Consider the following 16,322-nt stretch of genomic DNA (forward strand, 5'->3'; position numbering starts at 1 on the left):
ACACCCACGGGAAAAAGGCGCATATGACGGGAGAATCGCTTTGACGAAAGGGACATTGTTCGACCGTCACTCACCGCCGCACATTGTGACGCTGGTTCTGATTGCAGGCCTGTCGGCACTGACGATGAACATCTTCCTTCCGTCACTGCCGTTGATGGCAGAGTTTTACTCAGTCGAATATGGTGTCATGCAGTTTGCCGTCTCCGGCTACATTACCGGCATCGCCGTCCTGCAAATCATCATCGGACCACTGTCCGACCGCTTCGGGCGCCGTCCAACCATGATCGCCAGCCTCGTTATCTTTCTGCTGGCGACCCTGCTGTGTATCTTCGCAACTTCCGTCACGGGTTTCATGATCGGACGATTGCTGCAAACGACGGTCGCTGCCGGCATGGTCCTGTCGCGGGCCATCGTGCGCGACATGGTCCCCATGGAGCAGGCCGCCTCCATGATCGGCTATGTCACCATGGGCATGACCATCGTGCCGATGCTGGGACCGACCGCCGGCGGTTTCCTCAACGACGCCTTCGGCTGGCAGGCCAACTTCATCGCATTATTCCTCTTGGGCGCATTGGTGCTGGCCGTGGTCGTCACCGATCTCGGCGAAACCAACCGCCAGCAATCGGCCAGTATCCTCGGGCAATTCCGTGATTGGCCGCAGCTGCTCCTGTCCCGACGCTTCTGGGGCTATACGATGACAGCAACGATGACGACCGGCGCGTTCTTCGCCTTTCTGGGTGGCGCGCCGTTCGTCGGTAGCAATATCCTCGATCTGTCGCCGCGTGCGCTCGGCATCCAGTTTGCCTTTGTGGCTGCCGGCTATCTCGTCGGCAATTTCTTCTCCGGTCGCTATGCACGTCGGGTCGGCATTTCGAGAATGATGCTGGCCGGAGGCGGTTTTGCCTTGCTCGGGTCGCTCGTTCCCATGGTCTTGCTGCTGACCGGCCACTTCTCGGCCATCACCTTCTTTGGCCCCCTGTTTATCGTCGGTTTCGGCAACGGACTGACCTTGCCAAGCGCCAATGCCGGCATTGTCAGCGTGAGACCCCATCTGGCGGGCTCGGCCTCTGGCCTTGGCGGCGCCATTACCATGGGTGGTGGAGCAGCCTTGTCGGCCCTCGCCTCCTCCATTTTGAGCGTCGAGACCGGCGCCCTGCCCCTGCTGGTCGTCATGTGCGGCACCTGCGTTCTGGCGGTGGTTGCCGTTCTCTACATCTGCTACCTTGACCGAAATGACGCCCGAGCCATGGAGGGGAACTGATGCGCGGGCGTCCTGCAGGCCTGATCCTCGCAGGCGGTCTGTCGCGGCGCATGGGCGAGAACAAGGCGCTGGCCGTCCTCGCCGGGCAACCGATGATCGCCCATGTCGCCGACCGCCTCGCACCACAGGTGAAGACACTCGCGATCAACGCACCGGCAGAACCGCCCTTGCCGCTTGGCCTGCCCGTGATCCAAGATACGATTAAAGGCTATGCCGGCCCCCTTGCCGGCATCCTGGCGGGATTGAGGCACTTCGCGCATACGGCGCCTGAAACGGCCTATATGTTGAGCGTCGCGGTCGATACTCCGTTCCTGCCGGCAGACCTCGCGAAGCGCCTGCTTGATGCCACCTCGACAGCGGACGAGATTGTGATTGCCCGCTCCAATGACCGGCTGCATCCCGTCATTGCGCTTTGGCCGTTAAACCTTGCCGATGAGCTGGAGGCCTGGCTTGTCGATCCGCAACATCGAAAGCTTCAGGATTTTATCGCCCGACACACATTCACAGTCGTCGATTTCAGTTCCGACGGCACAACGACTGGTGCGATCGATCCCTTCTTCAACGTCAACAGCCCCGACGATCTGCTGCGGGCGCAGACCATGCTGGATACAAGTACCCCATGAACCAACCACGCGTATTCGGTATTTCCGGCTGGAAGAACTCGGGCAAGACAGGGCTTGCCGTCAGGCTGGTCGAAGAATTCACAAGGCGCGGCTATCGCATCTCGACCATCAAGCATGCGCACCATGACTTTGACGTCGACAAGGTGGGGGCCGACAGCTTCCGCCACCGCGAAGCGGGTGCCCATGAGGTGACGATTGTCTCAGGCACACGGTATGCCATCATGCATGAATTGCGCGGCGCAGCCGAACCCAGCTTTGAAGAAATTCTTGCCCGTCTGGCCCCTTGCGATCTGGTGTTGATCGAAGGTTACAAGCGTGAAGCGATCCCCAAGATCGAAGCAAGACGACTGGAGGCAAAGAACCGCGAACCGCTGGCCCCGACCGATCCGCATATCGTGGCCATCGCAGCCGACCACGCCGTCTCCGATGAAAACGGGCTCCAGACCTTTGACCTCAACGACACAACGGCCATCGCGGACTTCATAGCCATGACGACCGGACTGCCGTCTCTATAGACCGCACCTGAGGCAATGAGATTTCTTGACGCCCATAAAAAAGGCCGCCGTGGAAACGGCGGCCTGATTTCACGTCGGAGAACCGGCTTACTGATTGGACGCGACCGGGCGAACCAGCGCTGTGACACGACGAATGGTAACGCGGCGGTTCTGCTGCTCGGCACCTAGCGTGCGCACCTTCAGGTAACGCTCGCCATAACCCTGTGTCGCCAGATTTTCAGGCGGGACGCCATAGACATCCGTCAACAGGTTGGCGACCGATTCTGCACGCTCGTCCGAAAGGATAAGGTTGCTGTCATCGGAACCGACGGCATCGGTATGGCCCTCGATCAGGAAAGTCTCGGCCGGGTTCTGGTCGAGGATCTTCGTCATCGCATCGGCAACCTTGCGCAGCGTGCGGGCCTGGCTCATCGGAATTTCCGCACTGCCGGTGGCAAAGGTGATGGTATCGAGATCGATACGACGGACCTTGTCACGGATACGGGCCGAATATTTAACCTCATCCAGCGAGTAGACGCGCTCGACGGGCTCCACGGGCGGTTGTTCCAGGAAGTTGTAGTAGTTGCGGTCCGGATCACTGGACGTGTCGATGATATAGTCACGCACAGGAATGTTCAGACGCATGGGCGGCAGATCACGGCCCGGATCGCGGAACTGGCGATCATCACGACGGCCATCCATCATGTCAGGCGCATAAAACAGCACATATTCGCGGCCACGGCTGTCGATGCGCGAACGCTGAATCATTTCGCCGTAACGGTTTCGAATGGTCACCACCTGGCTGCCGTCCTCGCGAACGATGGTCTCGCGAACGCGACCGCGTGGCAGTTCCTCGTAATAGCGCTCATTGCCGTCACGCGTGAACCGGTCGCTGTCATCGCTTCGGACGATAACATTGTTTCCAAATTGCAGGATAATGCGGTTATCGCGGCCTTCCCGCTCGCGCACACCATCGTGGCGATCCCAGCGGGGACGTCGATCGATGCGGCGCCCTTCCTCGGCATTCGCCGCTCTCATCTTGCGCGGCTCGCCATCGCTCTTGGCAAAACCGGACTGCGCAGCCGCATCACTGTCTGGGGCAACGGTCGGCTCGGCTTCGGCACGCGCCCTGCGGCGGCTATCCTGGGTCTTCGGCGCATCCAGATCAGCTTCTTTTTCACTGTCGAGAACAGCTGCACCCTTGTCCACAGGCAGAATCACGGTCTCATCGGTCTTCGACGGATCCTCTGCAATGGCCTTGGCATTATCGAGCTGCTCCTTGGACATCGGCTCTGCTTCCACCTGCTCGGGTGGAGGTGCCTGTTCGCCCTCGACGGCTGGCGCTGCGTCCGTCGCAGCGGGTTCCTCTGCTGAGGTCGGCGCTGGGCCTTCGTCCGGCAAAGGCCGCTCATCGGGGCTTTCCTGAGGCACAGGGGCTTCCGCATCCTTTGGCGGGTCCACTGCATCAGCCGGCTGCGCTCCCGGTGCCGGATCGGTCTGTTCTTCTGGAACAGGCGCCGTTTCCGGTGCTGCTTCACCGGGCTGTTCAGCAGTCGCCGGCTGTTCCGCCGGAGCGTCAGCAACCGGGGCTTCCTCGGCAGGCTTTTGCTCGGCTTCCGGTTCAGGTGCGGGTTCAGCGGGCGCCTCGGCAGCTGGCGCTTCCTGTGCCGCTGGAGCCTGCGGTTCTTCAACCGCCGGCGCTTCTGGCTCGGGCTTGGGTTCTTCGACCGGCGCGGGCTTGGGTTCAGGTTCCGGCGCAGGCTCTGGCGCAGGCGGCGCCGGGGCCGGCTCAGGTTCCGGCTGTGGTTCGGGTTCAGGTGGCGGTTCCGCAGCCTGCGGCTCTTCTGCCGGGGCCTGCTGGGCTTCCGCCTCCGCAGCGCTCAGCTGGGCCTGGGCAGCATCGACCTGCGCCTGTGCGGCGGCAACATCGCCACCATTGGCCTGCGCATCGGCAAGCGCCTGCTCGGCTGCAGCCAACTGCTGACGCAAAGCATCCACATCCATGGCAACGCGCGAGATCATGCCCGCACCGATCTGCGGCTTGTCTGTCAACATCGGAAACGCGTGTATGGGGGCTGCCTGCAGCGAAAGCGCGGCGACGCCCAAAAGAAGGCTTCGGGTCAGTTTATTGTTGATTGTCATGGTGTCTCCTCGGGTGGCGAATGCCAGAATTCAAACGGTAACGGCGATATCCGAAATCGCTGTTTGTCGGCATCGCGGCAGCTTTAACGAAAGCCTGACCACAATGCCGATCCCGACATGAATGTTCCCTGAATGACGATTGTGCGTGAACTAAAGCGCTTGCGGTGAATACATTTCCCAGTTGCATTTTGCTGAAAAACGTTAAAACTGCGCTCGCAAGGCGGCCTTCGCAGCGCCGCCGCGTCACATCTTTCCGCAATAACAGCAACCAAACGGAAAGATAGTCAACAGAGAGGATCAATATGCGTATTTCCACCCGTTTCTTCGCCGCCGCGTCCATCGCAGCCCTGTCGCTCCTCGCAGGCAACGCCATGGCCGAAGGTGAAAAGCTGATTATCGGCACGGAAGGTGCATACCCGCCCTTCAACAATCTCGAAGCGGATGGCACCCTCGTCGGTTTCGATATCGATATTGCCAAGGCACTTTGCGATGAAATGAAGGTTACCTGCGAATTCGTCACGCAGGATTGGGACGGTATCATCCCGGCACTCCAGGCCAAGAAGTTCGACGCCATCATCGCCTCGATGTCGATTACGCCAGAGCGCGCCGAAAAGGTCGACTTCACCAACAAGTATTACAACACACCACCGGCCATCGCCGTCCCCAAGGATAGCGATTTGACCGAAGCCACGACGGAAAGCCTTGCTGGCAAGGTTATCGGCGCACAGGGCTCGACGACGCACTCCAACTATGTCGAAAAGCATATGGCCGAGTCCGAGCTGAAGCTCTACCCGACGGCCGACGAATACAAGCTCGACATCTCCAACGGCCGTATTGACGCTGTGGTCGATGACGTGGTCGTTCTGTCGGAATGGGTCAAGTCGGAAGATGGCAGCTGCTGCAAGATCCTGACCACCCTGCCGATCGATGAAGTGATCAACGGCGAAGGTGCCGGTATCGCGGTCCGCAAGGGCGAAACCGAACTCGCAGCCAAGTTCAACACCGCTATCGACGCCATCCGCGCCACCGGCAAATACAAGGAAATCAACGACAAGTATTTCGACTTCGACGTTTACGGCGAATGATCGAACGCTTCTGTTGAAACACCTCGGCGGAAGGCTTGCCCTTCCGCCGTTTTTGTTTGAAATAGAGATCAACAACACAAAGAAGAAGCGGCCACGCCGCAAGGGGAAAGGGTTTTGATGAGCGCCTTGTTTTCCGCGCTCGGTGAGGTGCTGGCTTGGATCGGCCACATCATCGATCCGCTCTGTGGTCCAGTTGGCGTCTTTTCCCTTCTCGACCCATCCTCCCTTCTCGCCTGCAGCGATACCGGCTGGGGCGATGAGATAGCCTACGGCGTCAAGATCACCGTGAGCCTGGCGGTTGCCACGCTCCCCGTGGGACTTGCCCTCGGTTTTCTGGTCGCACTGGCCACGCAGTCCAGAGAAAAGGAGCTGAAATTAGCGGCCGGCATCTATACGACCATTTTCAGAGGCCTGCCCGAGCTTCTGACGCTCTTCATCATCTATTACGGGCTGCAAATTTTCATCCAATCGGCCTTGGAAGCAATTGGAATTGAAGCGCGAGTTGAAATCAATTCCTTTGTCGCCGGTATGATCGCCCTGTCGATCGTGTTTTCGTCCTATTGTTCGGAGGTTTTGCAGTCGGCGTTCAAAGCAATCCCGAACGGACAATATGAGGCCGGGTCCGCCCTCGGACTTTCCTACCTCAAGACCCAGATCTTCATCGTCTTTCCGCAATTGATCCGGATCGCTTACCCAGGTCTGATCAATCTTTGGATGAACCTTTTGAAGGATACCGCACTGGTCTCTGCAATTGGCTTGTCCGATATCATCCGCCAGACTGGTGTTGCCGGACGCATCAATAAAGACCCCTTCACATTCTATTTGCTTGCCTGCGGTCTGTTTCTGGCGATAGCCGTCGTTTCTTCAATTGCAACGTCCGGGCTTGAACGGTGGATGAAGCGCTCGGAGGCAAAGCGATGAGTATTGCGACAGAACTCATTGACGCGCGTCCTGCTCCCCCGGCACTGCCCGGAAAGATGACTGCCGGTCGCATCATCGGACTGGTCTTGCTCGCACTGTGGTGCGCGCTCTTCGCGGGATTGATCGCGATGATGGTCCTGAACTGGGATACCGACAAATTCGTCAAATACGGCCCCCGATATATCTCGGGTCTTGGAGTGACAATCTCGCTTGTGGCCGTGTCCATCACATTGGGTGCGATGCTATCGGTCCCCGTTGCATTTGGACGGATGTCCAGGAACAAGTTCCTCAACGCCGTGTCCTACGGATATGTCTATGTCTTCCGGGGCACCCCCCTGCTCGCCCAGCTGTTCCTGATCTACTACGGCCTGGGAAGTTTTCGATCTTTTTTCGACCCGATCGGGCTCTGGTGGTTCTTCAGGGACGCCTGGTACTGTGCCTTGTTGGCCATGACCCTTAACACCGCAGCCTATCAGGCTGAAATTTTACGCGGCGCAATTCAGAGCGTGCCGAAAGGTCAGCTGGAAGGGGCAGACAGCCTGGGTCTCAGGCGCAATGTCACCTTCTGGAGGATCGTCATGCCCCAGGCTCTGATCGTCGCACTCAGGCCCTATGGCAATGAGATCATCCTGCTCATCAAGGGATCCGCTGTCGTCGCCATCGTGACTGTCTTCGACCTCATGGGCCAGACGCGTTACGCCTTTTCGCGCACCTTCGATTATCAGGCCTATCTGTGGGCCGCGATCTTCTATCTCGCCATTGTGGAAACCCTGCGCCACACCTGGGCTGCACTCGAGGCAAGGCTCACGCGGCATCTGAAGCGCTAGGCACAGCGCTTCAACATTGGCAGCACTCACCAAACAGCGCTGCCAAAACATTGATTCAAATGACAAAATATTGTCATCGCCGTCTCATGCTCAAGCTTCGGTTAAGCCTTTGGTGTTTCCATTTCCGTGTCTGCACGAAACGCGACACCAAAGGGAACAGCAATACGAGGCACAGCATGGAAAACGACATGGAACTGATGCTCAAAGGCTATGGCATGACCACGGCACAGATCCTTTACCGCATGCCCGACCATCAGACACTTCTTCAAGCCTATATCTGGCAGCATTACGATCTGGCACCTGATTTTCCCGAGATGCAGAATTTCCTCAAATTCTGGCAGGAGAAACTGGAAGGCCCCATTCATTCGGTCACCTATGTCCATCGCAAGCTGATCGCACAGAATGAGTGGCGGGCGCTGAAGGGCGAATTCATCCTGCACTGACGCGATCACACATGGACATCGCCGAAGGCGAACTCGCCCTCGCCGGGCTTGCGAGCAACGGCTGCGGCGATGATCCCGACATAGATGATGGCAACGGCCGTGAGCACCGACCAGCCCGGCAAGGGCCCGAGGGCGGCATTCTTCACCAGTTCGCCAAACGACCAGACGGTATCGACCGCAGGTTGGTTCGGCAGCAATTTGGGCGTCGAGATCTTCAGGAACCAGGCCGCAAGCAGGATCAGATACATCCAGACATAGTTGCGGCGGATACGGCGCGAGATGGCCTCCCAACGTCCCATCAGGAAGATCGGCGATCTGAGACTGGATGCGATGGCCACAGACCAGTCGTCGTCCAGCTCGCCATGGGGCAACAAGGCTTGAGAAAAGTAGTTGCGCTCCAGCTGCCGCACCCGCGAACGATAGACATCGAAGAAACGGTAGCGCCGCGCCTCGATCAGCAGGAAAAGCGATATCAGCAGCATGGCAAACAGAACGATGCCATGATGGGAGTTGGGCGTCGACAGTGAGACCGAGAGCACACCGGCCACCAGCGTGATCGCCCAGTTCGATGTCCGGTCGATCCGATCGCGCCAACTGGCCATGCGTCCCAGTTCACCGCGATAATAATGAGCAATCATGTTGGCTTTTTCGGCGGAGGTCGATGGCAGCTTTGGCGTCGCCGGCGCTTGCCGTTCGAAATGTTCGTTCAAAAAATCGAGCGTTTCCATCGCAGCCTGCCTCCAGATAGCATTTCCAACGAACCAAGTGTTTCAGGGTTCCCAAGCCCTGCACATTGCAAAATGCCGTCGAAGACGATAGAGCGCCACAAAATTCAAGCACACGAGGAATGTTCATGGCCCGGATCGACGAGGAAGCTTTGGCGGAGGCCTATAACCGCGCATTGGCCCATGAAAAGGCCGGTGAGATCGATGCCGCAGTCACAGCCTATACGGAGTGCCTGGCACTTGATCCGGAAGACCACGGCGGAGCCGCTGTCCGCATCGCCTCACTTGGACGCGGAGACGCGCCGCCCAAGGCACCCGATGCCTATGTCGAGACCCTGTTCGACCAGCATGCCGAAGCGTTTGAGGACATTCTCGTCGAGCAGCTCGGTTACGCGGTCCCCGTCATGGTACGCCAGCGACTTCAGGCTCTGGAGCTTGGACCGTTCAAGCGCATGCTCGACCTTGGCTGCGGCACCGGCCTGACCGGCGGCACCTTGCGCGACATGGTGGATGACATGACCGGCATCGACATTTCGGAAAACATGGTCGAAATCGCCCACGAGAAGGATCTTTACGAGACGCTCTACGTCGCCGAAGTCGAGGACTTCCTCGAAGACAATGACGACGAGCCTTTTGACCTGATCACCGCAACAGACGTTCTGCCCTATCTCGGAGCGCTGGAACCGCTCTTTTTCGGGGCCGCCGAAAACATGGTCGAGGGCGGGCTTTTCGTCTTCTCGTCCGAAACGCTGGAGGCATCGGCAGGTCGACCCTATACGGTCGGGCCGCATCAGCGTTATCTGCATACAGAAGCCTATATCTGCGAGCGTCTGGCCGCGACTGGCTTTGAGATCGTCGAAATGGGCGAAATCAACGTTCGCATGCAGGATGGTCAGCCGAGCCCCGGTCATCTGGTGATCGCGAAGCTGACGGGCGGATGATCCGTGCCGGCTGAAACGTCATCAGCCGGATCACATCGGATAGTATCAAGAGAAATGCGGGCATAGTGGTCTCCTTTCGAGACACCAATTGAGCCCACTTGCGCTCTCCGCTCAAACGAGCTTTAAGTCACCTTCGATTGACTTGAGGTTATGCATGAAACGTGGTCGGCTTCCCTTAACGGCACTACGCAGCTTCGAGGCGGCGGGACGCCTCCAAAGCATCACAGCAGCCGCCGATGAGCTGTTCGTATCGGCAGCAGCAGTCAGCCGGCAGATCCGCGACCTCGAACTACAGCTCGGCAAGCCGCTGTTCACCCGTGGACACCGCAGCATCGCTTTGACAGACGAGGGTCATTCCTTGCTGGCCGTCCTGACAGCATCCTTCGACACAATCTCCGAACAGCTCGACCAGGTGTCCACAAGCACGGCGCGCGGCGCACTGACGATCAGTTGCGAACCGAGCTTTGCCGCAAACTGGCTCGGCCCGCGCTTGTCCCTCTTCCAGCAGACCGAACCGGATATCGATGTGACCATCGATTCCGATGCACGATTGATCGACCTGCGCCAGGGCAAGGCGGATATCGCCATTCGCCATAGTCTGGAGCGCGTCAGCTGGCCGCGCAGTCAGGCGCGTCACCTGACCGACGTCTCACTCGTCGCCGTCGCAGCCCCCAGACTACTGGACGGCCAGACGATTGTCGCGGCATCCGATGTTTCACACTTCAGCCTGCTTCACGAGGAAAACCGGGAAAACTGGCAGCGCTGGTTTCAAGCAGCTGGCCTGTCTGTGCCGGCAAAGCCAGGCCCGATCTTCACGGATGGTGCGCTGGTCTATCAAGCGGCCCTGCGCGGCGATGGCGTGGCTCTGGTCGACCTCAAACAGGCTGCACCGGCGCTTGCGGTAGGCGACCTTGTACAGCTGTCCGACATTGTCATTCCAAGCGGCGATTATTTCATTGTGGTGCGTGATTTCGCCAGACTGTCCGCACTGGCAGCCGCTTTCGTCGACTGGCTCCTGGAAGCCACATCGGCTGCCGCCGAAACGGAGAGTTGAAGCACCGGCCATCGAAATGAGCGAACCGAAAGACACCCTGCCCGGCTTTTCCTTTTCGCGCCGGTCCGCTACGTCTGGCAGATCGAAAAAAATTCTCAAGGGAGCAGAACATGGCCAAGGTGGCATTCATCGGTTTGGGCGTAATGGGTTACCCGATGGCGGGCCATTTGACGGTGAAGGGTGGTCATGACGTCACCGTCTACAATCGCACCACTGCCAAGGCCGAAGCATGGGTGAAGCAGTTTGGCGGAGCCATGGCCCTGACACCGGCGGAGGCTGCACAGGATGCCGAATTCGTCTTCTGTTGCGTCGGCAATGACGACGACCTTCGTTCGGTAACACTCGGCGCCAATGGCGCGATTGCCGGTATGGCCCCCGGTGCCATTCTGATCGACAACACCACAGCCTCTGCGGAAGTTGCCCGCGAGCTCGCTGCCGCAGCAAGCGACAAGGGCTGCGGCTTCATCGACGCGCCCGTATCGGGCGGCCAGGCCGGCGCTGAAAATGGTGTGCTGACAGTCATGTGCGGCGGCGACAAGGCGACCTTCGACAAGGCAAAGCCGATCATTGATGCCTATGCACGAATGGTGGGCCTGATGGGCGATGTGGGCTCCGGCCAGCTCACCAAGATGATCAACCAGATTTGCATCGCCGGCGTTGTGCAGGGTCTGGCCGAAGGCATCCACTTCGGCAAGAAGGCCGGTCTCGACATAGAAAAGGTGATCGAGGTTATCTCCAAGGGAGCGGCAGGGTCCTGGCAGATGGAAAATCGCCACAAGACCATGAACGACGGCAAATACGACTATGGCTTTGCCGTCGACTGGATGCGCAAGGATCTCGACATCGTGCTGACTGAGGCTCGCCGCAACGGCGCAAGTCTTCCCGTCACAGCCCTTGTCGACCAGTTCTACGGAGAAGTACAAAAGCTTGGTGGGAACCGCTGGGATACGTCGTCCCTGCTGGCACGACTTGAAGCCAAATAATCGGCTTTTCCGACAATGCCCGGTTCGGTTTCCAACCAACCGGGCGTTCGGTTCTTGACCAGCCCTATTCCTCGCCCGATTTTCCGTTGTCGAGCATCATGTAGTCGAGCGGCAATTGCGTCGTATACTTGATCTGCTCCATGGCAAAAGCAGACGACACGTCGCGGATCTCGATCTTGGCAATCAACCGCTTGTAGAAGGCGTCATAGGCGGCAATATCCGGCACCACGACGCGCAGCAGATAATCCACGTCGCCGCTCATACGGTAGAACTCGACCACTTCGGGAAAATCGCCAACCACTTCAGAGAAGCGTTTGAGCCACTCGATCGAATGGGTATTGGTGCGGATGGAGACGAATACCGTCACCTTGGTATTGACCTTGGCCGGATCGAGAAGCGCCACACGCCGGCGAATAACACCGTCTTCTTCCATCTTCTGGATGCGGCGCCAGCAAGGCGTCGTCGAAAGCCCCACCTTCTTGGCGAGATCGGCAACGGCAAGCGTTGAATCTTCCTGCAGGATGCGCAGGATCTTCCGGTCTAAACGGTCCATTTCTACCCTTTCGAGCTCTCATCTACCGTATAGCCCACAAATACCGATAACAAACAGTATCAAGCAGACCCCAGCAGACGATTGACCTCTCTTTTCAACAGGGGAAGTATGTCGGCTTCAAACCACGCATTGCGTTTCAGCCATCCGGTGTTGCGCCAGCTCGGATGCGGCAGCGGCAAAACGCGAGGTCCATCGCGATTGGCGAGGAAGCTGTCACGCCAGTGAAAGACGGTCTCGGTCATGGTCTTCTTGCGGTTTTCACCAAGATGCCAGACCTGTGCATATTGACCGATCGCCAGCACGATCTCGATTTGCGGCATGGACGCCATCACGGAAGACCGCCACTGCGGTGCGCATTCCCGACGCGGCGGCAAATCATGGCCCTTGGCGTCATAGCCCGGAAAGCAGAATCCCATCGGCACGATGGCAAACTTGTCTCGATCGTAAAAACTGTCGCGATCCACACCCAGCCATTGCCGCAGCCTGTCGCCCGAGGCATCGTTAAACGGTAGACCCGATTGGTGCACCCTCATCCCCGGAGCCTGACCGGCAATGAGGATTTTCGCCGTCCTGGAGATCACTGCGACCGGTCGAGGCTCGTGTGGCAATCGCTTTTCCGGGCCACCCAACGGTTGCTCCCGACAGATCCGGCAGGCCGCAATCGTCTCTCTCAACGCCTCGATGTCGGACATATGCTACCTTACCGTCGTCTGGATCGTCACTGTCCTGCACTCGGACGCGCAGAGACCGCCTTGTACCAGCGCCAGACATGCACCAATTCCTCCGGACAAAGGATCCGGGCCGGCTTCATGAAATCGAAGGCGATCATCATGGTGATGTCGGCGATGGAGAAAAGCGATCCGGCCACGAATTCCCGGCCGCTCAACTCCTGATCCATGAACTGCAAAAATTCCAGCGCCTTGGGCTTGTTGACCTCACCCCATTCCGGCACCTGCGGGACTTCCCATTCCTTCATCGCCGGATGCAGATGGCGGAAGGCGGCGGCCACACTTGCGAGGTAGTGAAATTCCACCCTGCGGTTCCACATTTCAACCAAGGCCTTGTCCTTGGCATCCACGCCAAAAAGCGGCGGCTCGGGATGACGCTCCTCGAAATATCGGCAGATAGCCACAGATTCCGTAATCACGGTCCCATCGTCCAGTTCCAGCACCGGAAGCCGCTGCAACGGATTTTTCGCCGTTAGTTCCGCCGACTTGTGTCCCATCGCCCCCATATCCACCGGCACAATGTCCACGGAAATGCCTTTTTCTTTCAAAAAGACCGTTACCCGGCGCGGATTGGGCGCGCGCCCGCCATCATATAGCTTCATCGAATGCCTCCTCTGCCTCCCATAGATAGCAAAGAATTCAGCTCTCGCCAGAGATCGCCAAGAGGACATGCCAACAGGATATCGAAAGTTTACGATTAAGGCGAAATTGGGCGTCTGATTCGATATGCGAGAAACAGCTCGTAAGAGTTTGTTTTACCTCAAAACAACTTCGCTAAAATGCACTGAATTGCGGCAATTCATTCTTTACCGACATGGCAAACAAAACCTTTCTCAACAGCATTTCTTAAGAATTGCACGATAGATTGCAGTCAATTGGAACAATTCCGATCGGCATCCGGCAGAGATGAGTAACGGCGTAAGCACCTCGACCGACAAAAACATTGTCGACCTCACACGCAGTCACCGTAACAAGGCTGCGTCCAAGGCCGTGCGCGCAACCCGGGAGCGTCTCCAGACAAATCACATCGGTGGCGCTGCATTCGATTGCGAGATGCTGCGCATGCATATGCGCTCAGCACTTCAAGGTGCCGCTGTCATCCCCATCCTCGTGCTATTCGTGGCCGGTGTTGGCGCGATCATCCAACCGTCGCCTGCACTCTACATCTGGGTCATGTTCACCCTGACCATCCATGCGCTCAACGTGCTGCTGATCCGCAGCGTGTCGAAGATGGATTTCGATGAACGGCAGGTGCAGAAGTTTCGCCGGATCCTGATCGGTGGTCAGGTGGCAATCGGCATCTGCTGGGCCATGTTCGCCCTGGACTATGGCAACAGCCACACCTTGTTTTTCTACAAGGGCGCCGTTCTGCTGATCGTGCTCTCCGTCACCGCCATGTCGAATGTCATGCTGCGGCAGGCGACTCTCTTCAGCTTTCTGCCAACCGTTATGGCACTGCTCTATAATGCAGCAACGACACGTCAGCCGCTCGACATCGGACTGACCACGATGTTCACCACGGCGGTGATCTTCTTCATCTATCTGGCCGGCAAGCTCTATCGCAACAACATCGTCCTGCTCTCGTTCCAGAGCGAAAAGGACGACCTGATCGTCGAGCTGGAAGTCGCCAAGTCCATGTCGGATGAGGCCCGCCGCCGCGCCGAGGACGCCAATCTGGCCAAATCCCGGTTTCTTGCGTCCATGTCGCATGAGTTGAGAACGCCGCTGAATGCCATTCTCGGATTTTCGGAAGTCATGGCGACGGAAGTCCTGGGGCCGCTGCAGAACCCGCTCTACAAGGAATATGCAGCCGATATTCATCGCTCCGGCGATCACCTGCTCAACCTTATCAACGAGATCCTCGACCTGTCGCGCATCGAGGCCGGCAAATACGAGTTGAACGAATCCGCGATCTCACTGCTGGAATTGAGCGAAGACTGCGTCGGCATGGTCCAGCTTCGCGCCCGCGCCAAGAACATCACCATTCACGAGCAGTTCGAATCCGCCCTGCCCGGTGTCTGGGCTGACGAAAAGTCGATGCGTCAGGTCATCTTGAACCTGCTGTCCAACGCGGTCAAATTCACCCCCCAGGGCGGCGAGGTCAACATTCGTGTCGGCTGGACTGCAGGCGGCGGGCAATATGTGGCGATACGCGATAATGGACCGGGCATTCCCGAAGAGGAAATTCCGGTCGTTCTCTCGGCTTTCGGTCAGGGATCGATCGCCATCAAGAGTGCAGAACAGGGCACCGGCCTTGGTCTGCCGATCGTCCAGGCGATCCTCAACAAGCATGGTGGTGAATTCAAGCTCAAGTCCAAGCTGCGCGAAGGCACCGAAGTGATTGCCATCCTACCGGCCCGCCGCGTTCTGGAAACATTACCCGCCGTCTCGGAAATCCAGGCCGTCCAGCCTCGCCGCAGGCAGTTCGCCTGACGGCTCAGACGCCTGTTGGGAATTCGCGTATCTGTCACCGTTTTCTGCTAGCCTCTGTCCATTGACTATTCAGTGGGGACGACATCATGAAACTGGGACTGAACGCGGCCCTGCTGGGCCTTGCAATGACGGCCGCCGCGGTGACGTCTGCCTCATCAGCAGACAACAAAACAGAACTGACGGTAATGAGCTTCAATATCTGGGGCGGCGGCACCAATGCGGGCAAGGGTGTAGAGGAAACAGCAGCAGCCATTCGCGCCACCGGTGCGGATATCATCGGCATCCAGGAAACCAAACCGGAGCCAGAAGTCTGTGAAGCCGATGCCTGTCCGGCGGTCGGCGAAAGCGTCGCAGCCAAGCTCGCGCAAGCACTCGGTTTTCACTTCTACGACCAGACCAAGGAAAATCCGGCTTTGTGGGCCAATGCCATAATCAGCCGCTATCCCATCGGCAAGGCGACGGCCAACGATCTCGGCGTTGAAATTACCGTCGATGAACGCAAGGTCTATGCGTTCAACATACACCTGACCGATTTCCCCTACCAACCCTATCAGCTGCTCAACATAGAATACGGACCGGCCCCCTATTTGAAGACCGAAGCGGAAGCGGTCGATGCTGCTGTTAAGGCGCGGGGACCGGCACTCGATCTGGTGATGAAGGATCTGAGGGAAGCAGAGGGCGCAGATGCAGTATTTCTGTTTGGCGACTTCAATGAGCCGTCGCATCTGGACTGGACCGAGGCAAGCGTGAAGGCCGGCCATCAGCCCATCGCTGTCCAATACCCTTCCGCATTGAGGATCGAACAGGAAGGCGGCTTCACGGATCTGTTTCGCATAGCCTTCCCGGATGAAGTCGCAAAACCGGCCTATACCTGGACACCGACAAGCGAGGTGTCCGATCCGGAAGACCACCATGACCGCATCGATTACACCTTCGGCAAGGCCAAAGACATCAAGGTCATCGCCGCCGGCATCGTCGGCGAGAAATCACCGGACGCCGATGTCGTCGTCACACCTTGGCCGTCGGATCACCGCTCCACCTTTGCAAAAGTCGAGTTTTGATCGGGATATTGAGGACCGGAGCAAGCCTCCGGTCCTCAGATACGGACT

At 58.2% G+C, this 16,322-nt stretch carries 17 protein-coding genes; 12 read left to right on the forward strand and 5 right to left on the reverse strand.

Annotated elements, in window-relative coordinates; translation table 11 throughout:
* The first annotated feature begins 40 nt into the window (after window positions 1-40).
* Genes ACQQ2Q_RS10755 through mobB form a run of 3 tightly spaced genes read left to right on the forward strand, consistent with a single transcriptional unit; the run spans window position 41 to window position 2,399 of the window.
* Window positions 41-1,261 (forward strand): multidrug effflux MFS transporter, encoded by a 1,221-nt coding sequence (locus ACQQ2Q_RS10755; RefSeq protein WP_428187060.1) that lies wholly within the window; start codon window positions 41-43, stop codon window positions 1,259-1,261.
* The gene (gene mobA / locus ACQQ2Q_RS10760) at window positions 1,261-1,884 is read left to right on the forward strand and encodes a molybdenum cofactor guanylyltransferase MobA (protein WP_428187061.1); all 624 of its coding nucleotides are present in this window, start codon (window positions 1,261-1,263) and stop codon (window positions 1,882-1,884) included. The genes ACQQ2Q_RS10755 and mobA overlap by 1 nt, the downstream gene beginning before the upstream one ends.
* Entirely contained in the window at window positions 1,881-2,399 is a 519-nt protein-coding gene (gene mobB, locus ACQQ2Q_RS10765; protein WP_428187062.1) for a molybdopterin-guanine dinucleotide biosynthesis protein B, read from the forward strand. Before mobA ends, mobB begins: the two co-directional genes overlap by 4 nt.
* Window positions 2,400-2,486: 87 nt before the next feature.
* Here mobB and ACQQ2Q_RS10770 read toward each other — a convergent pair whose 3' ends face one another.
* A complete protein-coding gene (locus ACQQ2Q_RS10770; protein WP_428187063.1) occupies window positions 2,487-4,520 on the reverse strand; it encodes an OmpA family protein in 2,034 nt (677 codons plus the stop codon).
* Window positions 4,521-4,822: 302 nt separating this feature from the next.
* On the opposite strand from ACQQ2Q_RS10770, the gene ACQQ2Q_RS10775 reads away from it, so the two are divergent.
* From ACQQ2Q_RS10775 to ACQQ2Q_RS10790, 4 genes are all read left to right on the forward strand, one after another.
* A complete protein-coding gene (locus ACQQ2Q_RS10775; protein WP_428187064.1) occupies window positions 4,823-5,605 on the forward strand; it encodes an ABC transporter substrate-binding protein in 783 nt (260 codons plus the stop codon).
* Between the two features lie 117 nt (window positions 5,606-5,722).
* On the forward strand, window positions 5,723-6,526 hold the full coding sequence (locus ACQQ2Q_RS10780; RefSeq protein ID WP_428187065.1) for an ABC transporter permease: 804 nt from the start codon (window positions 5,723-5,725) through the stop codon (window positions 6,524-6,526).
* A complete protein-coding gene (locus tag ACQQ2Q_RS10785) occupies window positions 6,523-7,353 on the forward strand; it encodes an ABC transporter permease (RefSeq protein ID WP_428187066.1) in 831 nt (276 codons plus the stop codon). Before ACQQ2Q_RS10780 ends, ACQQ2Q_RS10785 begins: the two co-directional genes overlap by 4 nt.
* Window positions 7,354-7,529: 176 nt before the next feature.
* A complete protein-coding gene (locus ACQQ2Q_RS10790) occupies window positions 7,530-7,796 on the forward strand; it encodes an usg protein (RefSeq protein WP_428187067.1) in 267 nt (88 codons plus the stop codon).
* Between the two features lie 5 nt (window positions 7,797-7,801).
* On the opposite strand, the gene ACQQ2Q_RS10795 is transcribed toward ACQQ2Q_RS10790, so the two are convergent.
* Complete coding sequence (locus ACQQ2Q_RS10795; RefSeq protein ID WP_428187068.1) at window positions 7,802-8,524, reverse strand: DUF2270 domain-containing protein; 723 nt, start codon at window positions 8,522-8,524, stop codon at window positions 7,802-7,804.
* A 119-nt stretch (window positions 8,525-8,643) separates the two neighbouring features.
* Here ACQQ2Q_RS10795 and ACQQ2Q_RS10800 point away from each other — a divergent pair, with 119 nt between their 5' ends.
* From ACQQ2Q_RS10800 to ACQQ2Q_RS10810, 3 genes are all read left to right on the forward strand, one after another.
* The gene (locus ACQQ2Q_RS10800; protein ID WP_428187069.1) at window positions 8,644-9,462 is read left to right on the forward strand and encodes a methyltransferase domain-containing protein; all 819 of its coding nucleotides are present in this window, start codon (window positions 8,644-8,646) and stop codon (window positions 9,460-9,462) included.
* Between the two features lie 154 nt (window positions 9,463-9,616).
* Window positions 9,617-10,516: a LysR substrate-binding domain-containing protein gene (locus tag ACQQ2Q_RS10805; RefSeq protein ID WP_428187070.1), complete on the forward strand. Its 900-nt coding sequence runs from the start codon at window positions 9,617-9,619 to the stop codon at window positions 10,514-10,516.
* Window positions 10,517-10,590: 74 nt separating this feature from the next.
* Window positions 10,591-11,499 (forward strand): NAD(P)-dependent oxidoreductase, encoded by a 909-nt coding sequence (locus tag ACQQ2Q_RS10810; protein WP_428187498.1) that lies wholly within the window; start codon window positions 10,591-10,593, stop codon window positions 11,497-11,499.
* Window positions 11,500-11,563: 64 nt separating this feature from the next.
* On the opposite strand, the gene ACQQ2Q_RS10815 is transcribed toward ACQQ2Q_RS10810, so the two are convergent.
* From ACQQ2Q_RS10815 to ACQQ2Q_RS10825, 3 genes are read right to left on the reverse strand one after another with little or no spacing between them, the layout of a single operon-like run.
* Complete coding sequence (locus ACQQ2Q_RS10815; protein ID WP_428187071.1) at window positions 11,564-12,052, reverse strand: Lrp/AsnC family transcriptional regulator; 489 nt, start codon at window positions 12,050-12,052, stop codon at window positions 11,564-11,566.
* Between the two features lie 59 nt (window positions 12,053-12,111).
* Window positions 12,112-12,744, reverse strand: coding sequence for a uracil-DNA glycosylase family protein (locus tag ACQQ2Q_RS10820; protein ID WP_428187072.1), 633 nt, complete (start codon window positions 12,742-12,744; stop codon window positions 12,112-12,114).
* A gap of 26 nt (window positions 12,745-12,770) precedes the next feature.
* On the reverse strand, window positions 12,771-13,382 hold the full coding sequence (locus ACQQ2Q_RS10825; RefSeq protein WP_428187073.1) for a glutathione S-transferase: 612 nt from the start codon (window positions 13,380-13,382) through the stop codon (window positions 12,771-12,773).
* Window positions 13,383-13,686: 304 nt separating this feature from the next.
* On the opposite strand from ACQQ2Q_RS10825, the gene ACQQ2Q_RS10830 reads away from it, so the two are divergent.
* Both ACQQ2Q_RS10830 and ACQQ2Q_RS10835 read left to right on the forward strand, forming a co-directional pair.
* Window positions 13,687-15,213 carry a sensor histidine kinase gene (locus ACQQ2Q_RS10830; RefSeq protein WP_428187074.1) on the forward strand — a complete coding sequence of 509 codons (1,527 nt, stop codon included), beginning with the start codon at window positions 13,687-13,689 and terminating at the stop codon, window positions 15,211-15,213.
* A gap of 86 nt (window positions 15,214-15,299) precedes the next feature.
* Entirely contained in the window at window positions 15,300-16,274 is a 975-nt protein-coding gene (locus ACQQ2Q_RS10835) for an endonuclease/exonuclease/phosphatase family protein (protein WP_428187075.1), read from the forward strand.
* Window positions 16,275-16,322 lie beyond the last annotated feature (48 nt).

This window comes from Agrobacterium sp. ES01 (genome assembly GCF_050320885.1).
Taxonomy (GTDB): Bacteria; Pseudomonadota; Alphaproteobacteria; order Rhizobiales; family Rhizobiaceae; genus Allorhizobium.